The organism is Rhodococcus sp. IEGM 1372 (assembly GCF_030056835.1).
Lineage (GTDB): Bacteria > Actinomycetota > Actinomycetes > Mycobacteriales > Mycobacteriaceae > Rhodococcoides.
This window is the reverse complement of record NZ_JASHKS010000003.1, coordinates 270,738-288,185: the sequence shown is the minus strand read 5'-3', so window position 1 is coordinate 288,185 and position 17,448 is coordinate 270,738. Positions and strand designations below refer to the sequence as shown.

Below are 17,448 nucleotides of genomic sequence, written 5' to 3'. Positions count from 1 at the left end.
CGGAAACACGTTGTCGGTTCCGGGCCCATCGCCGTTCGAGGCATACGTCAGACGACGCGCACTCAGCCTCTGATCATGTTGCGCAGCACGTACTGCAGGATGCCGCCGTTGCGGTAGTAGTCCGCTTCACCCGGGGTATCGATGCGAACCACGGCCTCGAATTCGACCTTGGAGCCGTCTTCCTTGGTGGCGATGACGGTCATCGTCTTCGGGGTGGTGCCTTCGTTCAGCTTAGCGACGCCGACGATGTCGAACGTCTCGGTGCCGTCCAGCTTGAGCGACGCTGCGCTCTCACCGGCCGGGAACTGCAGGGGAACGACGCCCATGCCGATGAGGTTGGAGCGGTGGATGCGCTCGAACGACTCGGTGATGACGGCCTTGACTCCGAGGAGCGAGGTGCCCTTGGCCGCCCAGTCGCGCGAGGAGCCGCTGCCGTACTCCTTGCCGCCCAGCACGACCAGCGGGATGCCGGCCTTCTGGTAGTTCTGCGACGCGTCGTAGATGAAGGACTGCGGTCCACCGTCCTGCGTGAAGTCACGGGTGTAACCGCCCGAGACGTCGTCGAGGAGCTGGTTCTTCAGGCGAATGTTCGCGAACGTTCCGCGAATCATGACCTCGTGGTTTCCACGACGCGAACCGAGCGAGTTGTAGTCCTTGCGCTCGACACCGTGCGAATCGAGGTACTGCGCGGCAGGCGTGCCTGCCTTGATGGGGCCTGCCGGGCTGATGTGGTCGGTGGTGACCGAATCGCCGAGCAGGGCCAAGACGCGTGCACCCTTGATGTCCTCGACCGGAGCCGGATCCATCGTCATGCCGTCGAAGTACGGAGGCTTGCGCACGTACGTGGAGTTGGGATCCCACTCGAACGTGTCGCCCTCGGGGGTCGACAGGTTCTGCCAGCGGCTGTCGCCGGCGAAGATGGTGTCGTAGGACTTGGTGAACATGTCCCGGCTGATCGAGGACTGGATGGTCTCTTCGATCTCCTGCGTGGACGGCCAGATGTCCTTCAGGAACACCGGGTTGCCCTCGTGATCCTCACCGAGGGCGTCGGTCTCGAAGTCGAAGTCCATCGTGCCCGCGAGGCCGTAGGCGATGACCAGCGGCGGTGAGGCCAGGTAGTTCATCTTGACGTCGGGGGAGATGCGGCCCTCGAAGTTGCGGTTACCCGACAGCACAGCGGTGACCGAGAGGTCGTTGTCGTTGATCGCCTTCGAGATCGGCTCGAGCAAGGGACCGGTGTTGCCGATGCACGTGGTGCAGCCGTAACCGCCGAGGTAGTAGCCGAGCTTCTCGAGGTACGGCCAGAGGCCGGCCTTCTCGTAGTAGTCGGTGACGACCTGCGAGCCGGGTGCCATGTTGGTCTTGACCCAGGGCTTGGTGGACAGGCCCTTCTCGACGGCGTTGCGGGCGAGCAGTGCCGCGCCGAGCATGACCGACGGGTTCGAGGTATTGGTGCAGGAGGTGATGCCCGCGACCACGACGGCGCCGTGATCGAGCACGAATTCGCCTGCCTCGTCGGTGGTGACGCGAACCGGCTTGCTCGGACGACCCTCGGAGCCGTATGCGGCAGAACGAACGTCGACGGAATCCTCTTCGGCGAAGCTCAGCGAAGCGGAGTCGCTGGCCGGGAACGATTCGTCGAGGGCCTCGTCGAGCTTGCTGTCACCCTCGTGCTTGGGGTGGTTCTCCTCGACGTAGTTGTGGATGTCCTTGCGGAACGCAACCTTGGACTCGGACAACAGGATTCGGTCCTGCGGGCGCTTCGGGCCTGCGATGGACGGCACGACCGTGTTGAGGTCGAGTTCGATGTACTCGGAGTACACGGCCTCGTTCTCCGGGTCGTGCCACATGCCCTGTTCCTTGGCGTACGCCTCGACGAGAGCGAGCTGCTCGTCGCTGCGGCCGGTCAGGCGCAGGTAGTTGATGGTTTCCTCGTCGATCGGGAAGATCGCTGCGGTGGAACCGAACTCGGGGCTCATGTTGCCCAGGGTGGCGCGGTTCGCCAGCGGAACCTCGGCCACGCCTTCGCCGTAGAACTCCACGAACTTGCCGACGACGCCGTGCTTGCGCAGCATCTCGGTTGCGGTCAGCACCACGTCGGTCGCGGTGACGCCGGGCTGGATCTCGCCGGAGAGCTTGAAGCCGACGACGCGGGGGATGAGCATCGAGACGGGCTGGCCGAGCATGGCCGCCTCTGCTTCGATGCCGCCGACGCCCCAGCCCAACACGCCGAGGCCGTTGACCATCGTGGTGTGCGAGTCGGTGCCGACGCAGGTGTCGGGGTAGGCCTGGCCCTTGCGGGTCATGATCGTCGGTGCGAGGTACTCGATGTTGACCTGGTGCACGATGCCCATGCCCGGGGGGACGACCTTGAAGTCGTCGAATGCGCCCTGTCCCCAACGCAGGAACTGGTAGCGCTCACCGTTGCGCTCGTACTCGAGGTCGACGTTGCGCTCGAGAGCATCGGCGCGGCCGAAGACGTCGAGGATGACCGAGTGGTCGATGACCATGTCGGCGGGGGAGAGGGGGTTGACCTTGTTGGGGTCGCCGCCCAGGGTGGTGACGGCTTCACGCATGGTGGCGAGGTCGACGATGCACGGAACACCGGTGAAGTCCTGCATGATGACGCGTGCAGGGGTGAACTGGATTTCGAAGCTCGGCTCTGCGGACGGATCCCACGAGGCAATCGAACGAATGTGGTCGGCGGTGATGTTCGCACCGTCCTCGGTGCGAAGGAGGTTCTCCGCGAGGACCTTCAGTGCGTAGGGCAACTTCTCGGCACCGGGCAAAGCCGACAGTCGGAAGATCTCGTACGAGTTCTCGCCGACTTCGAGGGTGCCCTTTGCACCGAATGAATCTTTACTTGCGGTCACTTCAGCTCCACTCGTCTATGAGGCACACCGCCGACGGGGCTGTGTCGACGGTTGAAGCGAGGCTCCGACTGCGGGCCTCGGCCTCGAATCTCGGTAACGAGAGTTCGAGGCGGACGCACAGTCGGTGTCTCGATGGAAGTCTAACAGTACGCTTGTCCTGTGAAAACCTGCGGTCCGGTCCTCGGTGGGTGTCGCGAGACCGATCCACAGGACGATCCTCACGTAGTGCTCCCGGCTGCGCAATGAAGGGCGACCTCAGTAGTTGCATCGGACCTGCGGGCCTACCAGGTACGGGCGCGGCGGTGACGTAGGGTTCGATCCGACTGGTTCCTACCGACTGGACGAGAGATGCCTGAGCCGATTCACGCCGTTTCCCCACTTGCCACCGACATACCGGCAGGTCTGGACGTCGACAGCATCGTCGCCACGGTCCGCGAGTCCGGTGTCAGTGCCCCCGGCGACGAAGAAGCAGGGTTGTCTGCGGCCGTCGCGCGTGCCGAGGACCACGGCATCGACCTGAGCATCGTGATCGTGCCGACCGAACCTCGCCACGAGTCGCAACTTCGCGACCTCGCCACCGCTGTCGGAGCGCGTGAGGGCGGCACGGTTCTCGTGCTCAGTCCCGGTCAGGTGGGCACGTTCAGCGACTCGATCAGTCGGGTGACCCTCGAAGCAGGCCAGGACCGTACCTACACCGGCAACCACGTCGTCGCCGCGGACAACTTCGTCGACACCCTCGTCGAGGACCAGACGCCGTGGGGCCTTCTCACCGGCGGCCTGGTCATCGTCGTTGCCGCGGTCGCGACCCTGACCGCTGCCGTCAAGGTCCGCAGATACCGCTCTCGTTCGGAGTCGAATGATCACGCTCACAGCGAGTCCGTCAGCGACTGAGCACTCTCCTGCGCGTGTCGTTCGAGTGACCGACACCCGCACTGTCGGACCCGGTCGCGATCATGACCGTGAGGTCGTCCGAAAAAGTCGGAAAAATTGTTTCCGGTAAACCCCGAGTTCACGGCGTTGTGCCTGGTGGAATTACCAATGTGTCATTTGTGACTGGAGTTTCCTTAGGGTGCGAAGTGTCGTACGGTGCCATTGGCACTGCTGGGGAAGGAGTGTCGCAGAAGGCGGTTGTCATCCGTGGGGAACTCGGGAGGCCACTGCTTCGGGTGTGACTGACGTGGTTCGCACCTGTCGTATCGCTGCGTGTTTCTTTCCTGCCCGGCGAGAACGCTCACCGTCACCTGCGATCGGGGTGGAGGACGGAGAGCACCTCGACGGCACGACGGTTCGACGCGAACCCGAGTGAGTGCCGGACCCGAGGGAGACATTTGTGAGCCGACGTCAAGTCCGCGGAACTCACCGCCGTGCACTCGTCCGTACCCGATTCGTGCTGGTGGGCGTAGGCCTCGTTCTCGCGTTGACGGCGACCCTTCCCGGGGTTGCCGCCGCGGTACCTCCGCCACCGCCCAACCCCTCGGACACCGATCTCGCCGCCGCAGGCAGCGCCGTCGATTCGAGCCTCGGCCAGGTGGGTCAGCTGATCGACGCGATCGCGTCGGCCAACCAGCAACTCGCCCAACTCGACGACGAGGTCGCCTCGAAGCGAGAAGGCGTCAACAAGGCCCTCGTCGATCTGCAGAATGCGCGTGACGCGGCCGATGTCGCTGCGGCCGTCGTCGGTGCCGCGCAGCAGGCTCTTGCCGATGCGGGCACCCAGATCCAGGCAGCCCAGAAGAAGTTCGACGAGTTCGCCAAATCCAGCTACACCCAGGGCTCCGGGGTTGCCTCGATGGCATCGTTCCTCGGATCCAGCGGACCCGACGATGTCCTGGACCGCGCCCAGGTCCTCAAGGTGCTCTCCAACAGCCAGAACGCGGTACTCGACGGCTTGCAACGGGCCCGTACCGAGCAGGCGAACCGCGATTCGGCGGCGCGTGAATCCAAGCAGCAGGCCGACGCGGCCGCCTCGGAAGCCGAGGCCAAGAAAGCAGAGGCCGAACAGGCCATCGCCGAGGCGCAGGCAGCGCTGCAGGCAGAGGCCGATCGTAAGGCCACGATCGAATCACAGCGCGACTCGGCGCAGACCGAACTCGACGCCGCCCGCAGCAACGTCGCCGGTCTGCAGGATCAGCGTGCGGCGTACGGCACCTGGGAGGCGCAGAAGGCGGCCGAGGATGCGGCCATCGCCGCCGCCACGGCCGCAGCGAAGGAAGCTGCCGTGCAGGCAGCGGCGCGAGTATCGGCCAACCTGGCGGCGCAACAGCGCGCGGCGGCCATCGCCGAGGGCCAGCGTTCACACGTGGACGTGGACGTGGACGAGGATTGGAGCACATCGACCGACTCGGACAGTTCCACCGCGACCACCCCGACCATGCCGAGCACTCCCACCACGCCGAAGACGCCCGCCAAACCGAAGACGTCCACGACCCCGTCGGTGACCGGAAGCGCAGCCGTCGAATTGGCGATCGACCGCGGCATGAGTCAACTCGGCGTGCCGTACTCGTGGGGTGGCGGCGACGAGAACGGACCGACCAAGGGCATCAGGGACGGCGGAGTCGCGGACAGCTACGGCGACTACAACAAGGTTGGCTTCGATTGCTCGGGGCTGATGATCTACGCCTTCGCGGGCCTGGGGATCTCGTTGCCGCACTACACCGGTTACCAGTACACAGCGGGTAAGCAGGTGCCGTCCTCGGAGATGAAGCGGGGCGACATGATCTTCTACGGACCCAACGCCAGCCAACACGTCGCGCTCTACCTCGGCGACGGCAAGATGCTCGAAGCTCCGCAGTCGGGTTCGGTGGTCAAGGTGTCCGACGTGCGATACAGCGGAATGACGCCGTACGCCGTGCGCATGGTGTCTTGAGCGCGGATCCGGCGCGCGCGTCGGGGGTGCCTTTCGGCGCGCGTGCCGAACACCTGGAATAGTTGATTGCGGCGGTATGAAACGTGCCCGACGACGATCGACTGAAAGCGGTGAATTCTTGGTGACATCACGTGACGGCCGGATTTCGAACGACGAGGGGTCGACGCGAGTCGAGTCCGAGACGTCGAATCCACCGGGTGTGGAGCCGAAGCGGGTGGACAGTCCGGCCTTGGCCGAGGACGTCCAGCTTCTCGAGAAAGCCGTGTACGAGGTCAAGCGCGTGATCGTCGGTCAGGATCGGCTGGTAGAGCGCATTCTGGTGGGGTTGCTCGCCCGCGGACACGTGTTGCTCGAGGGTGTTCCCGGCGTCGCGAAGACCCTTGCCGTCGAGACGTTCGCACGTGTGGTCGGTGGCTCGTTCTCGCGAGTTCAGTTCACGCCCGACCTGGTTCCCACCGACCTCGTCGGCACTCGCATCTACCGTCAGGGTCGTGAGGAGTTCGACACCGAACTCGGACCCGTCGTGGCCAACTTCGTGCTGGCCGACGAGATCAACCGTGCACCGGCCAAGGTTCAGTCCGCTCTGCTCGAGGTCATGGCAGAACGACACGTGACCATCGGCGGCAAGACGTTCCCGATGCCGGATCCGTTCCTGGTGATGGCAACGCAGAACCCCATCGAGAACGAGGGTGTCTACCCCCTTCCCGAAGCGCAGCGAGACCGATTCCTGTTCAAGATCGTGGTCGACTACCCGACGGTCGAGGAAGAGCGCGAGATCGTCTACCGCATGGGAATCAAAGCCCCCGAGCCCAAGCAGATCCTGGACCCGGTCGAGTTGGTTCGCCTGCAGAATCTGGCCAGCTCGGTGTTCGTGCACCATGCGCTCGTCGACTACGTGGTGCGGGTCATCTCTGCTACTCGAACTCCCGAGCAGTTCGGCATGGACGACGTGGCCAGCTGGATCGCCTACGGTGCATCGCCGCGTGCGACGCTCGGCATCATCGCCGCCTCCCGCGCACTGGCTCTGCTCCGTGGTCGCGACTACGTCGTTCCCCAGGACGTTCTCGAGGTCATCCCCGACGTGCTCCGGCACCGTCTCGTGTTGTCCTACGACGCTCTGGCCGACGAGGTGACCCCGGAGACGGTCATCTCCAGGGTGCTGCAGACCGTCGGGTTGCCGCAGGTGTCACCGCAGGCGGTACCGGTGCCGCAGAGCAACGGAGCCGCTCCGGACGGCCCACACTTCGACGGACGTCAGCCACAGGGTCCCTACCCGAGCCAGGGTCAGCATCCCGGCCAGTTTCCCGCTCCGGGGCAGTTTCCCGTGCAGGGCCAGATGCCTCCGTCGCAGCAGCCCGGACCCCAGCAGCAGCCACAGGGCGGTCAGTACGGTCAGCCGGCACCGTCGTTGCAGAAGCCGTCGGGTGACGGATCGGCGATCGGTACGCCGGGGCAGTGAGCGGATCCGACACCGCTTCCGTGACCGCATCCCGTGCCGTCGTCTCTCGGCCGCCGTCCTTCCGATCGGGTGAACTGCGCGATCCGAAACTGGCTGCCGCGCTGCGGACCTTGGAGCTGACCGTCCGCCGCCGATTGGACGGGGTGTTGCACGGCGATCATCTCGGGCTGATTCCCGGTCCCGGTTCGGAACCGGGCGACGCCAGGGAATACCAGCCGGGCGACGACGTCCGCCAGATGGACTGGTCGGTCACCGCGCGTACGACGCATCCGCACGTGCGGCAGTCCGTGGCCGACCGCGAGCTGGAGACCTGGCTCGTCGTCGACTTGTCGGCCAGCCTCGACTTCGGCACCACCGGGTGCGAGAAGCGCGATCTCGCGGTCGCGGCCTCGGCCGCCATCACTCATCTGTCCGGCGGTGGCGGTAATCGAATCGGCGCGGTGGTGGCCACCGGTTCCGAGACCAACCGCATTCCGGCACGCGGCGGACGCGTGCACACTCAGTCGATGCTCCGTGCCATTGCCACGACGCCGGCTGCGGCCGACGGTGTGCGCGGTGACCTGCGCGCTGCCATCGAAGCGCTGCGACGGCCCGAACGCCGCCGCGGGATGGCTGTGGTGATCAGCGACTTCCTCGGGCCGATCGATTGGGAGCGGTCGCTTCGGGCCATCTCCGCTCGACACGACGTGCTGGCCGTCGAGGTACTCGACCCACGTGATCTGGAACTGCCCGACGTCGGTGACGTGGTTCTCCACGATCCGGAATCCGGCCGCACTCGCGAATTCAGTACCACGCCTCGGCTGCGTGCAGATTTCGCGCGCGCATCTGCAGCACACCGCGACGACGTCGAGAAGGCGCTACGTCGTTGCGGCGCACCCCGATTGACGCTCCGCACCGACGGTGACTGGATCGCAGACGTCGTACGGTTCGTGACCGCACGCAGGCACACCATCGGGTCCGGGTTCACCAACACTGCGCGGGCACCGCGATGAGCCTCACCGATTTCGCCTCGCCGTGGTGGCTGGGGTTTCTCGTCGTCGTCATCGCACTGACGGTCGGCTACGTCGTGATCCAGCGGCGCAAGCAGAAGCACGTGCTGCGGTTCTCCAACATGGAACTGCTCGAGTCCGTTGCGCCGGATCGGCCCAATCGGCTGCGACACCTGCCGACGGCACTGGTTTTGGTCGGCCTGATGTTCCTGACCGTCGCGTTGGCCGGTCCCACGGCGGACCAGCGGGTGCCACGGAACCGAGCGACCGTCATGCTCGTCATCGACGTGTCGCTGTCGATGGAGGCCACCGACGTGGAGCCGACTCGGTTGGCAGCCGCGCAGGAAGCAGCCAAATCCTTCGCCGACGGTCTGACGCCCGGCATCAATCTCGGATTGGTCGCGTTCGCCGGAACGGCGTCCGTCCTGGTCTCGCCCACGGCCAACCGCGAGGCCACCAAATCCGCCATCGACAGGTTGCAACTCAGCGAACGAACGGCCACCGGCGAGTCGATCTTCACCTCGCTCCAGTCGATCGACACTCTCGGCGCGATACTCGGCGGCGGCGACGCGGCACCGCCTGCGCGCATCGTGCTGCTCTCGGACGGTAAGCAGACCGTTCCGCAGAACCTCGACGACCCCCGCGGCGGGTACACCGCGGCGCGTGCCGCCAAGGACAAGAACGTGCCCATCTCGACCATCTCGTTCGGCACGAGCTACGGCTCCGTCGAGATCGAGGACGAGAACGGCGTCGAACGTGTACCCGTACCGGTCGACGATCCGTCGTTGCGGGAGATCGCGAATCTGTCCGGCGGCAGCTTCTTCTCCGCGTCGTCGCTCGAGGATCTCAGAGACGTCTACGACACCCTCGAGGAACAGATCGGGTTCGAGATCACCCGCGGAGACGCGTCGCGTCCGTGGCTGATACTCGGCGTCCTGTGTATCTCGGTCGGCCTCGGTTCGGCATTGGTGATGCGGCAACGTCTCCCGTGATCGTTGTTCTTACTCACCAGTAAGTTTCGCTTTGTCATTCCAGGACGAACAGATAGGTTGCTAGGCATGTCCACACCTGACTTCATCGCGCGATCGGTACTCGTCACCGGAGGTAACCGGGGAATCGGTCTTGCCATCGCCCAGCGGCTCCAAGCCGACGGCCACAAGGTGGCCGTCACCCACCGTGGCTCCGGCGCTCCCGACGGGCTGTTCGGAGTCGTCTGCGACGTCACCGACTCCGCCTCGGTGGACGCGGCCTTCAAGGAGGTCGAAGAGAAGCAGGGACCGGTCGAGGTGCTCGTGGCCAACGCCGGCATCACCGACGACACGCTGCTGATGCGTATGACCGAGGACCAGTTCCAGCGTGTGATCGACGCGAACCTGACCGGAGCCTTCCGCGTCGCCAAGCGCGCCAACCGAGCCATGTTGCGCGCGCGCTGGGGTCGGATGATCTTCCTGAGTTCTGTCGTGGCCATGGCCGGCGGACCGGGGCAGATCAACTACGCAGCGTCCAAGGCGGGCGTCATCGGAATGGCTCGATCGATCACGAGGGAACTGGGTTCGCGTTCCATCACGGCGAACGTCGTGTCCCCGGGTTTCATCGAAACCGACATGACGGCAGAACTCTCGGACGACTTGCGCGGCAAGGCGAAGGAATACATCCCCCTCCAGCGTCTCGGTCAGCCCGAGGACGTTGCGGCAGTGGTGAGCTTCCTTGCCGGACCTGACTCGTCGTACGTGTCCGGTGCGGTCATTCCCGTCGACGGTGGTATGGGCATGGGGCACTGAAGTCCTACTCGCACAACGATTTCGACAGACGTACACCTCCGAATTAAGGAATACAGCACTATGGGCGGATTGCTCGAAGGCAAGACCATTCTCATCACCGGCATCATCACCGACGCCTCGATCGCTTTTCACGCTGCAGCCATGGCGCAGGAGCAGGGTGCCAAGGTGATCATCACCGGGTTCGATCGACTCCGACTCATCGACCGCATCGCGCAGCGTCTGCCCAAGGAGGTGCCCCCGGCGATCGAGCTCGACGCCACCAACGAGGAGCACCTCGCGGCGCTGGCCGACCGCGTACGCGAAGTGGCACCGGAAGGTATCGACGGGGTTCTGCACTCGATCGCATTCGCGCCCCGCACCCTCATGGGCCCCGATGCGAAGCCGTTCCTCGACGGCCCCGGACCCGATGCCGCGAGGGCATTCGAGATCTCTGCGTGGAGTTACGCGTCGCTTGCGCGCGCCGTGCTCCCGGTCATGAACGAGGGTGGCTCCATCGTCGGAATGGACTTCGATCCGCGCACCTCGATGCCGTACTACAACTGGATGGGTGTGGCGAAGGCCGCCCTCGAGTCGGTGAACCGTTACGTGGCACGGGAAGTGGGCGCAGCCAAGCGCATCCGCTCCAATCTTGTTGCAGCAGGGCCGATCAGGACTCTCGCCGCCAAGGCGATTGCGGGTACCGCGACCGGTGATGCCGCCAAGATGGACCAGCTCAACGTCTACTGGGACGGCGCCGCTCCCATCGGTTGGGACGTCAACGATCCGACCGTCGTCGCGAAGTCGATCGTCGCGCTGCTGTCCGATTGGCTGCCCGGCACCACCGGATCCATCGTGTACGTCGACGGTGGAGCCAGCCACAACACGTACCTCCCCGAGAACATGTGACACCGCGGTGGGCGGAACCGCACGTGGTTTCGCCCACCGAGAGGTTTCGATCGCCGATCGGACCCCCACCGGGGCCGGTCGGCGACGGGGGCACAATGGACACATGACCACCCCTGGAGACTTCGACGCATTGTTGGTGCTCTCGTTCGGCGGGCCGGAACAGCCCGCCGACGTACGCCCTTTCCTGGAGAACGTCACTCGCGGACGTGGAGTGCCGCCCGAGCGGCTCGACGCGGTCGTCGAGCATTACATGCACTTCGGGGGCGTCTCGCCGATCAACCGGCTCAACCGAGACATCATCGACGCCCTCCGTGTCGAATTCGATTCCGCCGGAGTGGATCTGCCGATCTACTTCGGAAACCGCAACTGGCATCCGATGATCGAGGACACCGTCGCGACCATGAAGTCGGACGGAATCAGGAACGCACTCGTGTTTCCCACCTCCGCGTGGGGCGGATACTCCGGATGCAGGCAGTACCACGAGGACATCGCCCGGGCCCGCGCCGCCGTCGGTGACGATGCGCCGCATCTGCTCAAGATCCGGCAGTACTACGACCACCCGCTGATGGTCGACGCGTTCAGCGACGCCGTCGCATCGGCGCGAGCCACACTGCCCGAGCAACACCGCGCCGGCGCGCGTCTGGTGTTCACCGCACACTCCATTCCCTCGGCCGCCGACGCCAACGCCGGCCCGCCCGAGGACGGCGGTCACCTCTACAGCCGTCAGGTGGCAGAGGCCTCGAGGCTGGTCGCAGCCGCGTCGGGCGTCGACGACTACGACCTGGTCTGGCAGTCCCGCTCCGGGCCCCCGCAGATGCCGTGGCTCGACCCCGACATCTGTGATCATCTCGAAGCGCTGTCGGAGAAGTCCGTCGACGCCGTGATCGTGTGTCCGATCGGATTCGTGTCCGACCATCTCGAGGTCGTGTGGGATCTGGACACCGAAGCGGAGGAGAAGGCTCGCGAACTCGGCATGGCCTTCGCGCGCGCAGGCACTCCCGGATCCGACGCGCGTTTCCCACGGATGATCCGCGAGCTGGTGGACGAATACCGAGTCGGCGGCCGATGCCGCGGTCTCGGCAGTGTGCCCGGCTACGGCTCGACACTGGACGGCAGTCGCTGCGCCGTCGGTTGCTGTGAGCAGCCCACCAGGCCCTCCCGGCCCGCCGCTGCCACGTCGTGAACGTTGCCGCCTGACACCGCGTCCGGACGTCGGTGTCAGGCGGAATGCATCGCCGCTTCGATGCTGGTCGCGACCGCGATGGTGCGTGCGGTGCGCACCGCAGCCCAGAGCGGTCGAACGAGTTCTTCCCGTGCTGCAGCTGCCGACGCGGTCGGTGCCTCCGACGGAGCCGATCCCGCCGCGACCGTCAGAATGGCGGCCACCCGATCCGCCGATTCGAGGACGCGGAACGCCCTGTCGGACATGTCTGCGGGGTAGCGATGCCGCGCCGCGTCGGCGATCAACTCGGCGATACGAGTGCGCGGATCGGCGTCGAGGGTTCGGGTGGGTAGCGACTGCATCCGTGCGAGAGCGTCGGCCGCACCGCGGACGGCCTCACGCATCTCGTACTCGGCCTCACCCAACCCCCGATCCCGATGACCGTGCTCGGGGACGACGATCGAGTAGACGGTCCAACGCAACACATCCGGCCCCTCGACGACGGGTACCAACCCGATCCCGGTGTTGCCCGAGGTACCGATCACCACCGCTTGACCGGTGTTCAGGGCAGCTCGGGAGAAGTCCGTGTTGGCGGGGAGGCCGCTCACCGCGCCGGGGGCGGGCAGAACGAGCTTGATCCGGTCGTCCCCGGCCGTGGGCGTCGACGCAGTTGCGGCCGCTCTGATCGCAGGCAGCAAGCCCGCTATTCCCTCGGCGTAGCTGGGGTACTGCAGCCCGAAATCGTTGGCTGCGTCCGGATCACCCGCACCGACGAGATGCATCGGTGCCCACTCGGACATCGCGTCGATGACGTCGTCGGGCGAGCTGGAACCGGCCAGCCAGGAACCGGCCCACAGGGCGAGACTTGCGCTAGAGGAACACACGACTCACGAGCATAGGTCGGCGTGGCGAACCGTGCTGGAGACGCCGGTGTCGCTAGCGTTGGTCGCCGTGAACGACATGTACGGCGGAGACATTCTCAGAGGGCACAGTCGCATGCGCAAGGTTCCGGCACCGGAGGTGTCGGCCGACCGTGGATTGGTCGTCGAAGATGCCGGCACCGGGTACTGCGGTGCCGTGGTCGGCTTCGAGCGCACCTACGACGGAGATTTCGTCCGTCTCGAGGACGGTGCCCGTACGACGCGGCTGTTCGCCCTGCGCGAGGCAGCCTTCCTGATCGACGGACGCCGGGTGACTCTGGTGCGTCCGAAGCCCGCCGCTGCAGCGCCGCAGCAGACGCGCTCCGCGTCCGGTTCCACCAAAGTCGAGGGGCTGCGGGCACGGACGGCCCGTGCGAGCCGCATCTGGGTCGAGGGCGTGCACGACGCGGCCCTGGTGGAAAGTGTGTGGGGACACGATCTTCGGGTGGAGGGCGTGGTCGTCGAGCATCTGGAGGGTCTGGACAATCTGGGGGAGCGGTTGGCCGATTTCGGTCCTGGCCCCGGCCGTCGCGTCGGAGTGCTGGTGGATCATCTGGTGACCGGGTCCAAGGAGTCGAAGCTGACGAGGTCGCTGGGTGAGCACGTGTTGGTCACCGGTCATCCGTTCATCGACGTCTGGGAAGCGGTGAAGCCTGCGGCCGTGGGAATCGCTGCGTGGCCGAAGATTCCGCGCGGCGAGGATTGGAAGACCGGGATCTGCCGAGAGCTGGGGTGGGGTACTCCCAGGGAGGGGTGGCGTCGGGTGTATTCGTCGGTGTCGAGCTTTCGGGATCTCGAGGCACCGTTGATCGGTGCCGTCGAACAATTGGTCGACTTCGTGACCGAGTAGGGCTGTGTCCAGCAACGCACCGGCAATTGTCCGATTCATGATTGTATGGAGGCTGTGGCAGCGATCATTTGGCTCATAGCGGCAGTGGTGCTCGCCGGTGCCGAGGCACTGACGGGCGACTTCTTTCTTCTGATGATTGCCGGCGGTGCGCTCGGCACTGCCGGTGTCTCTGCTCTGACGGATTTCCCGGTGTGGGCCGATGCGATCGTCTTCGGTGTCCTGTCACTGGCGTTGGTGCTCGGGTTGAGGCCGATTCTGTTGCGGCGCTTCGCGAATCCGCCCGATACCCCGATGGGCATGGCGGCGCTCACCGGTAAGAGTGCGGTCGTTCTCGAACAGGTCACTGCCCACGAAGGCCAGATCAAGCTCGGTGGTGAGGTGTGGACGGCTCGTCCTCTCGACGAGACCGAGGTCTATGCCCCTGGCACCACCGTGACCGTGATGGAAATTGACGGCGCTACCGCCGTCGTATGGAAGGGACCGTAGCCAGTGGAAGCACTCATCGCACTGGCTGTCATCGTCGCGTTCGTTGCGGTGTTGATGGCCAAATCCATCTCGATCGTCCCGCAAGCCGAGGCCGCCGTCATCGAACGGCTGGGCCGCTACACACGCACCGTGTCCGGACAGCTCACGTTCCTCGTGCCGTTCGTCGACCGCATCCGCGCCAAGGTCGACCTGCGTGAGCGGGTCGTGTCGTTTCCCCCGCAGCCGGTGATCACCAAGGACAACCTGACCGTGTCGATCGACACCGTCGTGTACTTCCAGGTGACGAACCCGCAATCGGCCGTGTACGAGATCAACAACTACATCGTCGGCGTCGAGCAGTTGACGACCACCACACTGCGTAACGTCGTCGGCGGAATGACGCTGGAGGAGACGCTCACCTCGCGTGATTCGATCAACGGTCAACTCCGCGTCGTGCTGGACGAGGCGACCGGCCGCTGGGGTCTGCGAGTGGCCCGAGTGGAGCTCAAGAGCATCGATCCGCCGCCCTCGATCCAGGAATCGATGGAGAAGCAGATGAAGGCCGATCGCGAGAAGCGAGCGACCATCCTCACTGCCGAGGGCCATCGTGAGTCGGCGATCAAGACCGCCGAGGGCGACAAGCAGAGTCGGATTCTCGCGGCCGAGGGTGGCAAGCAAGCGTCCATCCTCACCGCCGAGGGTGAGCGGCAGTCGCGCATCCTGCGGGCGCAGGGTGATCGAGCTGCGAAGTATCTCGAGGCCCAGGGCCAGGCCAAGGCCATCGAGAAGGTGTTCGGTGCCATCAAGGCCGGCAAGCCGACCCCCGAGTTGCTCGCGTACCAGTACATGCAGACCCTGCCGCAGATGGCGCAGGGCGATGCGAACAAGGTGTGGATGATTCCGAGCGATTTCGGCGATGCGCTCAAGGGCTTCGCCAAGACCCTCGGTGCGCCCGGCGAGGACGGTGTCTTCCGCTACGAGCCCAACGAGTCGGCGGGCAACGAGCCCAAGCCGGAGGACGACTCCGACGAGGTCGCCGAATGGTTCGAGACCAAGACCGATCCGGCGGTCGCCGAGGCGGTCAAGGCGGCAGAAGCAGTGGCGCGCAAGCCGGTCGACACGTCGCTGGCTGCGTCTCCCGAACTCTCCAAAGGGCTGGATCTCGGTGCCCTGGCGGCGTCGCCCGAGGCGGAGCCGGAACAGCGCTGAGGTCCGCCCTGATCAGCTGATCAGGGCAGTTCCGACGCCGACGCCGGCAGCGGCCAGGGCCCACAGCACGCTGGCGAAGGTGCCGATGATGAACTGTTCGGAGGCATGGGATTCGCGCAGTTCGGGATAGCGCGCGAGTCCCTTGACTGCCAGCACGATGGCGATCCCTTCCGGCCAACCGGCGAGAATCGACACGGCAACGGCCACGCGTTCGAGGATGCCGATGGTCAGTCCACCACGAAGCGGCTCGACCGGATCTTCTCCGGTCGGGTCGCTTCGTCGTCGTGCGACGCGAAAAACGGTGGGCACCATTGCTGTTCCACCCAGGGCCGCAGCGACGACGCTCAGGACCACTCCGATGGCGTGGCCGAGACCGTAGGCCGGTCCGGCGACAGTGGCCAGGACTGCCGCTGCCGCGAGCAGACTCGACGCGGCGGCGGTGGGCAACCATCGGCGAATTCCGGTGCCGGCGGGGACCGTAGCGGCGATTGCGGTCAGTGCAAGCAGCACGAGGGTGGCGACGATCATGACCGATGGCTTTCCGTCGTGTTCGCGGTGTCGAGCAAGCGAGTCGCCAGGGTGCGGCCCGCGTTCTCGACGTGCCAGCCGGCTACCGAGAGTCGTTGCGACATGGCTTGTTTGCTGATCTTCAGTCGTTCGGCCGCGTCGGTCTGCGACAACCCGCGAGCCATGAGTTCGACTGCTTCTCGGCCCTGGTCCGAGCGTCTGCCGACGAGCAGCGCAACCAGGGTCGATGCGGTCTCCGCATCCTCGGCGGCAGCGGCGTCGGGGCCGCTGACGGCGAGTGCAGCCGGTGCGTTCTTGGCTCTGGTCACGGCGTCTCGGGCTGCCTCGAACGCCGGTCCGCGTCCGGCGCGCGTGGTCTCGGGCAGCGGGAGTTCGACGGAGCCGATGCCGATGCCCACGCTCCAGTGCGGGGTGGATACCAGTTCGAGGGCGATCGAGACGACGATGGCGGCCTCCTCGCAGACGGCTTGCACTTCGTCTCCTGCGGTTCGCTCGAAGGGACGGATCAGCTCGTGGTCGCGGTAGCGATCGAGCAGTTCGGGTACGCGATCGATATCGCGCCTACTGCGGCGCTGGTCCACGGTCAGTACGAACATCGGACAAGGCTAGATCGTTGATGTGACCCAGTCAAGCTTCAAGGCTTGATTCGTCGGAATCAAGGTTCCCGGCCTGTCGACTGCCCGCGGGTGTGGGCTCGGGTCGCGAACCGCGCGACAGACGCCAATCCACGACCAGCCCACTGAGGCCGATCGCGATACAGACCGCGGACAGCACCAGCAGCGCCGGATGTGTCTCGCCCCCGATCGCTCCGCCGATCACGACGATTCCGAGAGTGCCCGGCAGCATCCCGACGGCCGTCGCCAGCGCGAACGGGACGGGCCGAACCGCCGACACGCCACACGCGTAGTTCACCACCGAGAACGGCACCGGCGCTATCAGGCGCAGAGAGCCGACGGCCAGCCATCCGCGCCGCCGCAGACTCTCGTCCACCGAATCCAGGACCGAGTGCGACATCCGCGCTGCCACGGCTTCTCGACCTATCGCGCGGACCAACAGCAGAGCCAGAATCGCACTGACCGTCGACGCGCCGATGGTGACCGCCAATCCGGTAAGGGGCCCGAACAGCACTCCTGCGCTGAGCGTGAACAGTGTTCTCGGGACGGGTGCGACGGTCACGATCGCGTGCACGCCGAAGAACACGAGCGGGAATGCCGGGCCGACTGAGACGCCCCAATCGCGAATCTGTTCGACACTCGGATGGGGAGCGAACACCGCCACGAGAGCGAAGACGGCAACAACCGCCAGCAGCGCGATCAGTCGAACGTCACGCAGGTGCCGGGTCACGAGAGACCAGCGTACCGGCGCGAGACGACACCTCGGTGTTTCGGCAAGTGCGAGAGCTGAGCCGTCCTACCGAACGTGAGGTGATCCTCACGATAACCTGCAAGGCGGTGGGGTTAG

General features: G+C 65.6%; 16 protein-coding genes. 11 read left to right on the top strand and 5 right to left on the bottom strand.

All coding sequences use genetic code 11. The features are described from left to right. Positions 1 to 62 precede the first annotated feature (62 nt). A complete protein-coding gene (locus tag QM590_RS05790; RefSeq protein ID WP_269594139.1) occupies positions 63 to 2,873 on the bottom strand; it encodes an aconitate hydratase in 2,811 nt (936 codons plus the stop codon). A 348-nt stretch (positions 2,874 to 3,221) separates the two neighbouring features. Here QM590_RS05790 and QM590_RS05785 point away from each other — a divergent pair, with 348 nt between their 5' ends. From QM590_RS05785 to QM590_RS05750, 8 genes are all read left to right on the top strand, one after another. Further along, on the top strand, positions 3,222 to 3,764 hold the full coding sequence (locus QM590_RS05785; protein WP_269594138.1) for an Rv1476 family membrane protein: 543 nt from the start codon (positions 3,222 to 3,224) through the stop codon (positions 3,762 to 3,764). A gap of 439 nt (positions 3,765 to 4,203) precedes the next feature. Beyond that, positions 4,204 to 5,739 (top strand): NlpC/P60 family protein, encoded by a 1,536-nt coding sequence (locus tag QM590_RS05780; RefSeq protein ID WP_269594137.1) that lies wholly within the window; start codon positions 4,204 to 4,206, stop codon positions 5,737 to 5,739. 121 nt (positions 5,740 to 5,860) lie between these two features. Beyond that, positions 5,861 to 7,198 (top strand): AAA family ATPase, encoded by a 1,338-nt coding sequence (locus tag QM590_RS05775; protein WP_269594236.1) that lies wholly within the window; start codon positions 5,861 to 5,863, stop codon positions 7,196 to 7,198. 20 nt (positions 7,199 to 7,218) lie between these two features. After that, positions 7,219 to 8,190: a DUF58 domain-containing protein gene (locus QM590_RS05770; RefSeq protein WP_269594136.1), complete on the top strand. Its 972-nt coding sequence runs from the start codon at positions 7,219 to 7,221 to the stop codon at positions 8,188 to 8,190. Continuing rightward, positions 8,187 to 9,179 carry a VWA domain-containing protein gene (locus QM590_RS05765; protein ID WP_269594135.1) on the top strand — a complete coding sequence of 331 codons (993 nt, stop codon included), beginning with the start codon at positions 8,187 to 8,189 and terminating at the stop codon, positions 9,177 to 9,179. The genes QM590_RS05770 and QM590_RS05765 overlap by 4 nt, the downstream gene beginning before the upstream one ends. A gap of 66 nt (positions 9,180 to 9,245) precedes the next feature. After that, the gene (fabG1, locus tag QM590_RS05760) at positions 9,246 to 9,968 is read left to right on the top strand and encodes a 3-oxoacyl-ACP reductase FabG1 (protein ID WP_068050494.1); all 723 of its coding nucleotides are present in this window, start codon (positions 9,246 to 9,248) and stop codon (positions 9,966 to 9,968) included. A 60-nt stretch (positions 9,969 to 10,028) separates the two neighbouring features. Then, positions 10,029 to 10,853: an NADH-dependent enoyl-ACP reductase InhA gene (gene inhA, locus QM590_RS05755; RefSeq protein ID WP_032377850.1), complete on the top strand. Its 825-nt coding sequence runs from the start codon at positions 10,029 to 10,031 to the stop codon at positions 10,851 to 10,853. Positions 10,854 to 10,956: 103 nt separating this feature from the next. After that, positions 10,957 to 12,036: a ferrochelatase gene (locus tag QM590_RS05750; RefSeq protein WP_269594134.1), complete on the top strand. Its 1,080-nt coding sequence runs from the start codon at positions 10,957 to 10,959 to the stop codon at positions 12,034 to 12,036. A gap of 35 nt (positions 12,037 to 12,071) precedes the next feature. On the opposite strand, the gene QM590_RS05745 is transcribed toward QM590_RS05750, so the two are convergent. Beyond that, positions 12,072 to 12,899, bottom strand: coding sequence for an Rv1486c family protein (locus tag QM590_RS05745; RefSeq protein ID WP_269594133.1), 828 nt, complete (start codon positions 12,897 to 12,899; stop codon positions 12,072 to 12,074). Between the two features lie 76 nt (positions 12,900 to 12,975). Between QM590_RS05745 and QM590_RS05740 the strand changes: the two genes are divergently transcribed. Genes QM590_RS05740 through QM590_RS05730 form a run of 3 tightly spaced genes read left to right on the top strand, consistent with a single transcriptional unit; the run spans position 12,976 to position 15,459 of the window. Further along, on the top strand, positions 12,976 to 13,785 hold the full coding sequence (locus QM590_RS05740) for a DUF3097 domain-containing protein (protein ID WP_269594235.1): 810 nt from the start codon (positions 12,976 to 12,978) through the stop codon (positions 13,783 to 13,785). Positions 13,786 to 13,839: 54 nt separating this feature from the next. Further along, positions 13,840 to 14,271, top strand: a complete 432-nt coding sequence (locus QM590_RS05735) for an NfeD family protein (protein WP_032378478.1) — start codon at positions 13,840 to 13,842, stop codon at positions 14,269 to 14,271. Between the two features lie 3 nt (positions 14,272 to 14,274). Continuing rightward, positions 14,275 to 15,459 carry an SPFH domain-containing protein gene (locus QM590_RS05730; protein ID WP_068050491.1) on the top strand — a complete coding sequence of 395 codons (1,185 nt, stop codon included), beginning with the start codon at positions 14,275 to 14,277 and terminating at the stop codon, positions 15,457 to 15,459. 12 nt (positions 15,460 to 15,471) lie between these two features. Here the strand turns inward: QM590_RS05730 and QM590_RS05725 are convergent, their stop codons facing one another. From QM590_RS05725 to QM590_RS05715, 3 genes are read right to left on the bottom strand one after another with little or no spacing between them, the layout of a single operon-like run. Beyond that, positions 15,472 to 15,987, bottom strand: coding sequence for a hypothetical protein (locus QM590_RS05725; RefSeq protein WP_269594132.1), 516 nt, complete (start codon positions 15,985 to 15,987; stop codon positions 15,472 to 15,474). Next, positions 15,984 to 16,583: a hypothetical protein gene (locus QM590_RS05720; RefSeq protein ID WP_094641852.1), complete on the bottom strand. Its 600-nt coding sequence runs from the start codon at positions 16,581 to 16,583 to the stop codon at positions 15,984 to 15,986. The genes QM590_RS05725 and QM590_RS05720 overlap by 4 nt, the downstream gene beginning before the upstream one ends. 31 nt (positions 16,584 to 16,614) lie before the next feature. After that, on the bottom strand, positions 16,615 to 17,331 hold the full coding sequence (locus QM590_RS05715) for a TVP38/TMEM64 family protein (RefSeq protein ID WP_269594131.1): 717 nt from the start codon (positions 17,329 to 17,331) through the stop codon (positions 16,615 to 16,617). Between the last annotated feature and the right edge of the window lie 117 nt (positions 17,332 to 17,448).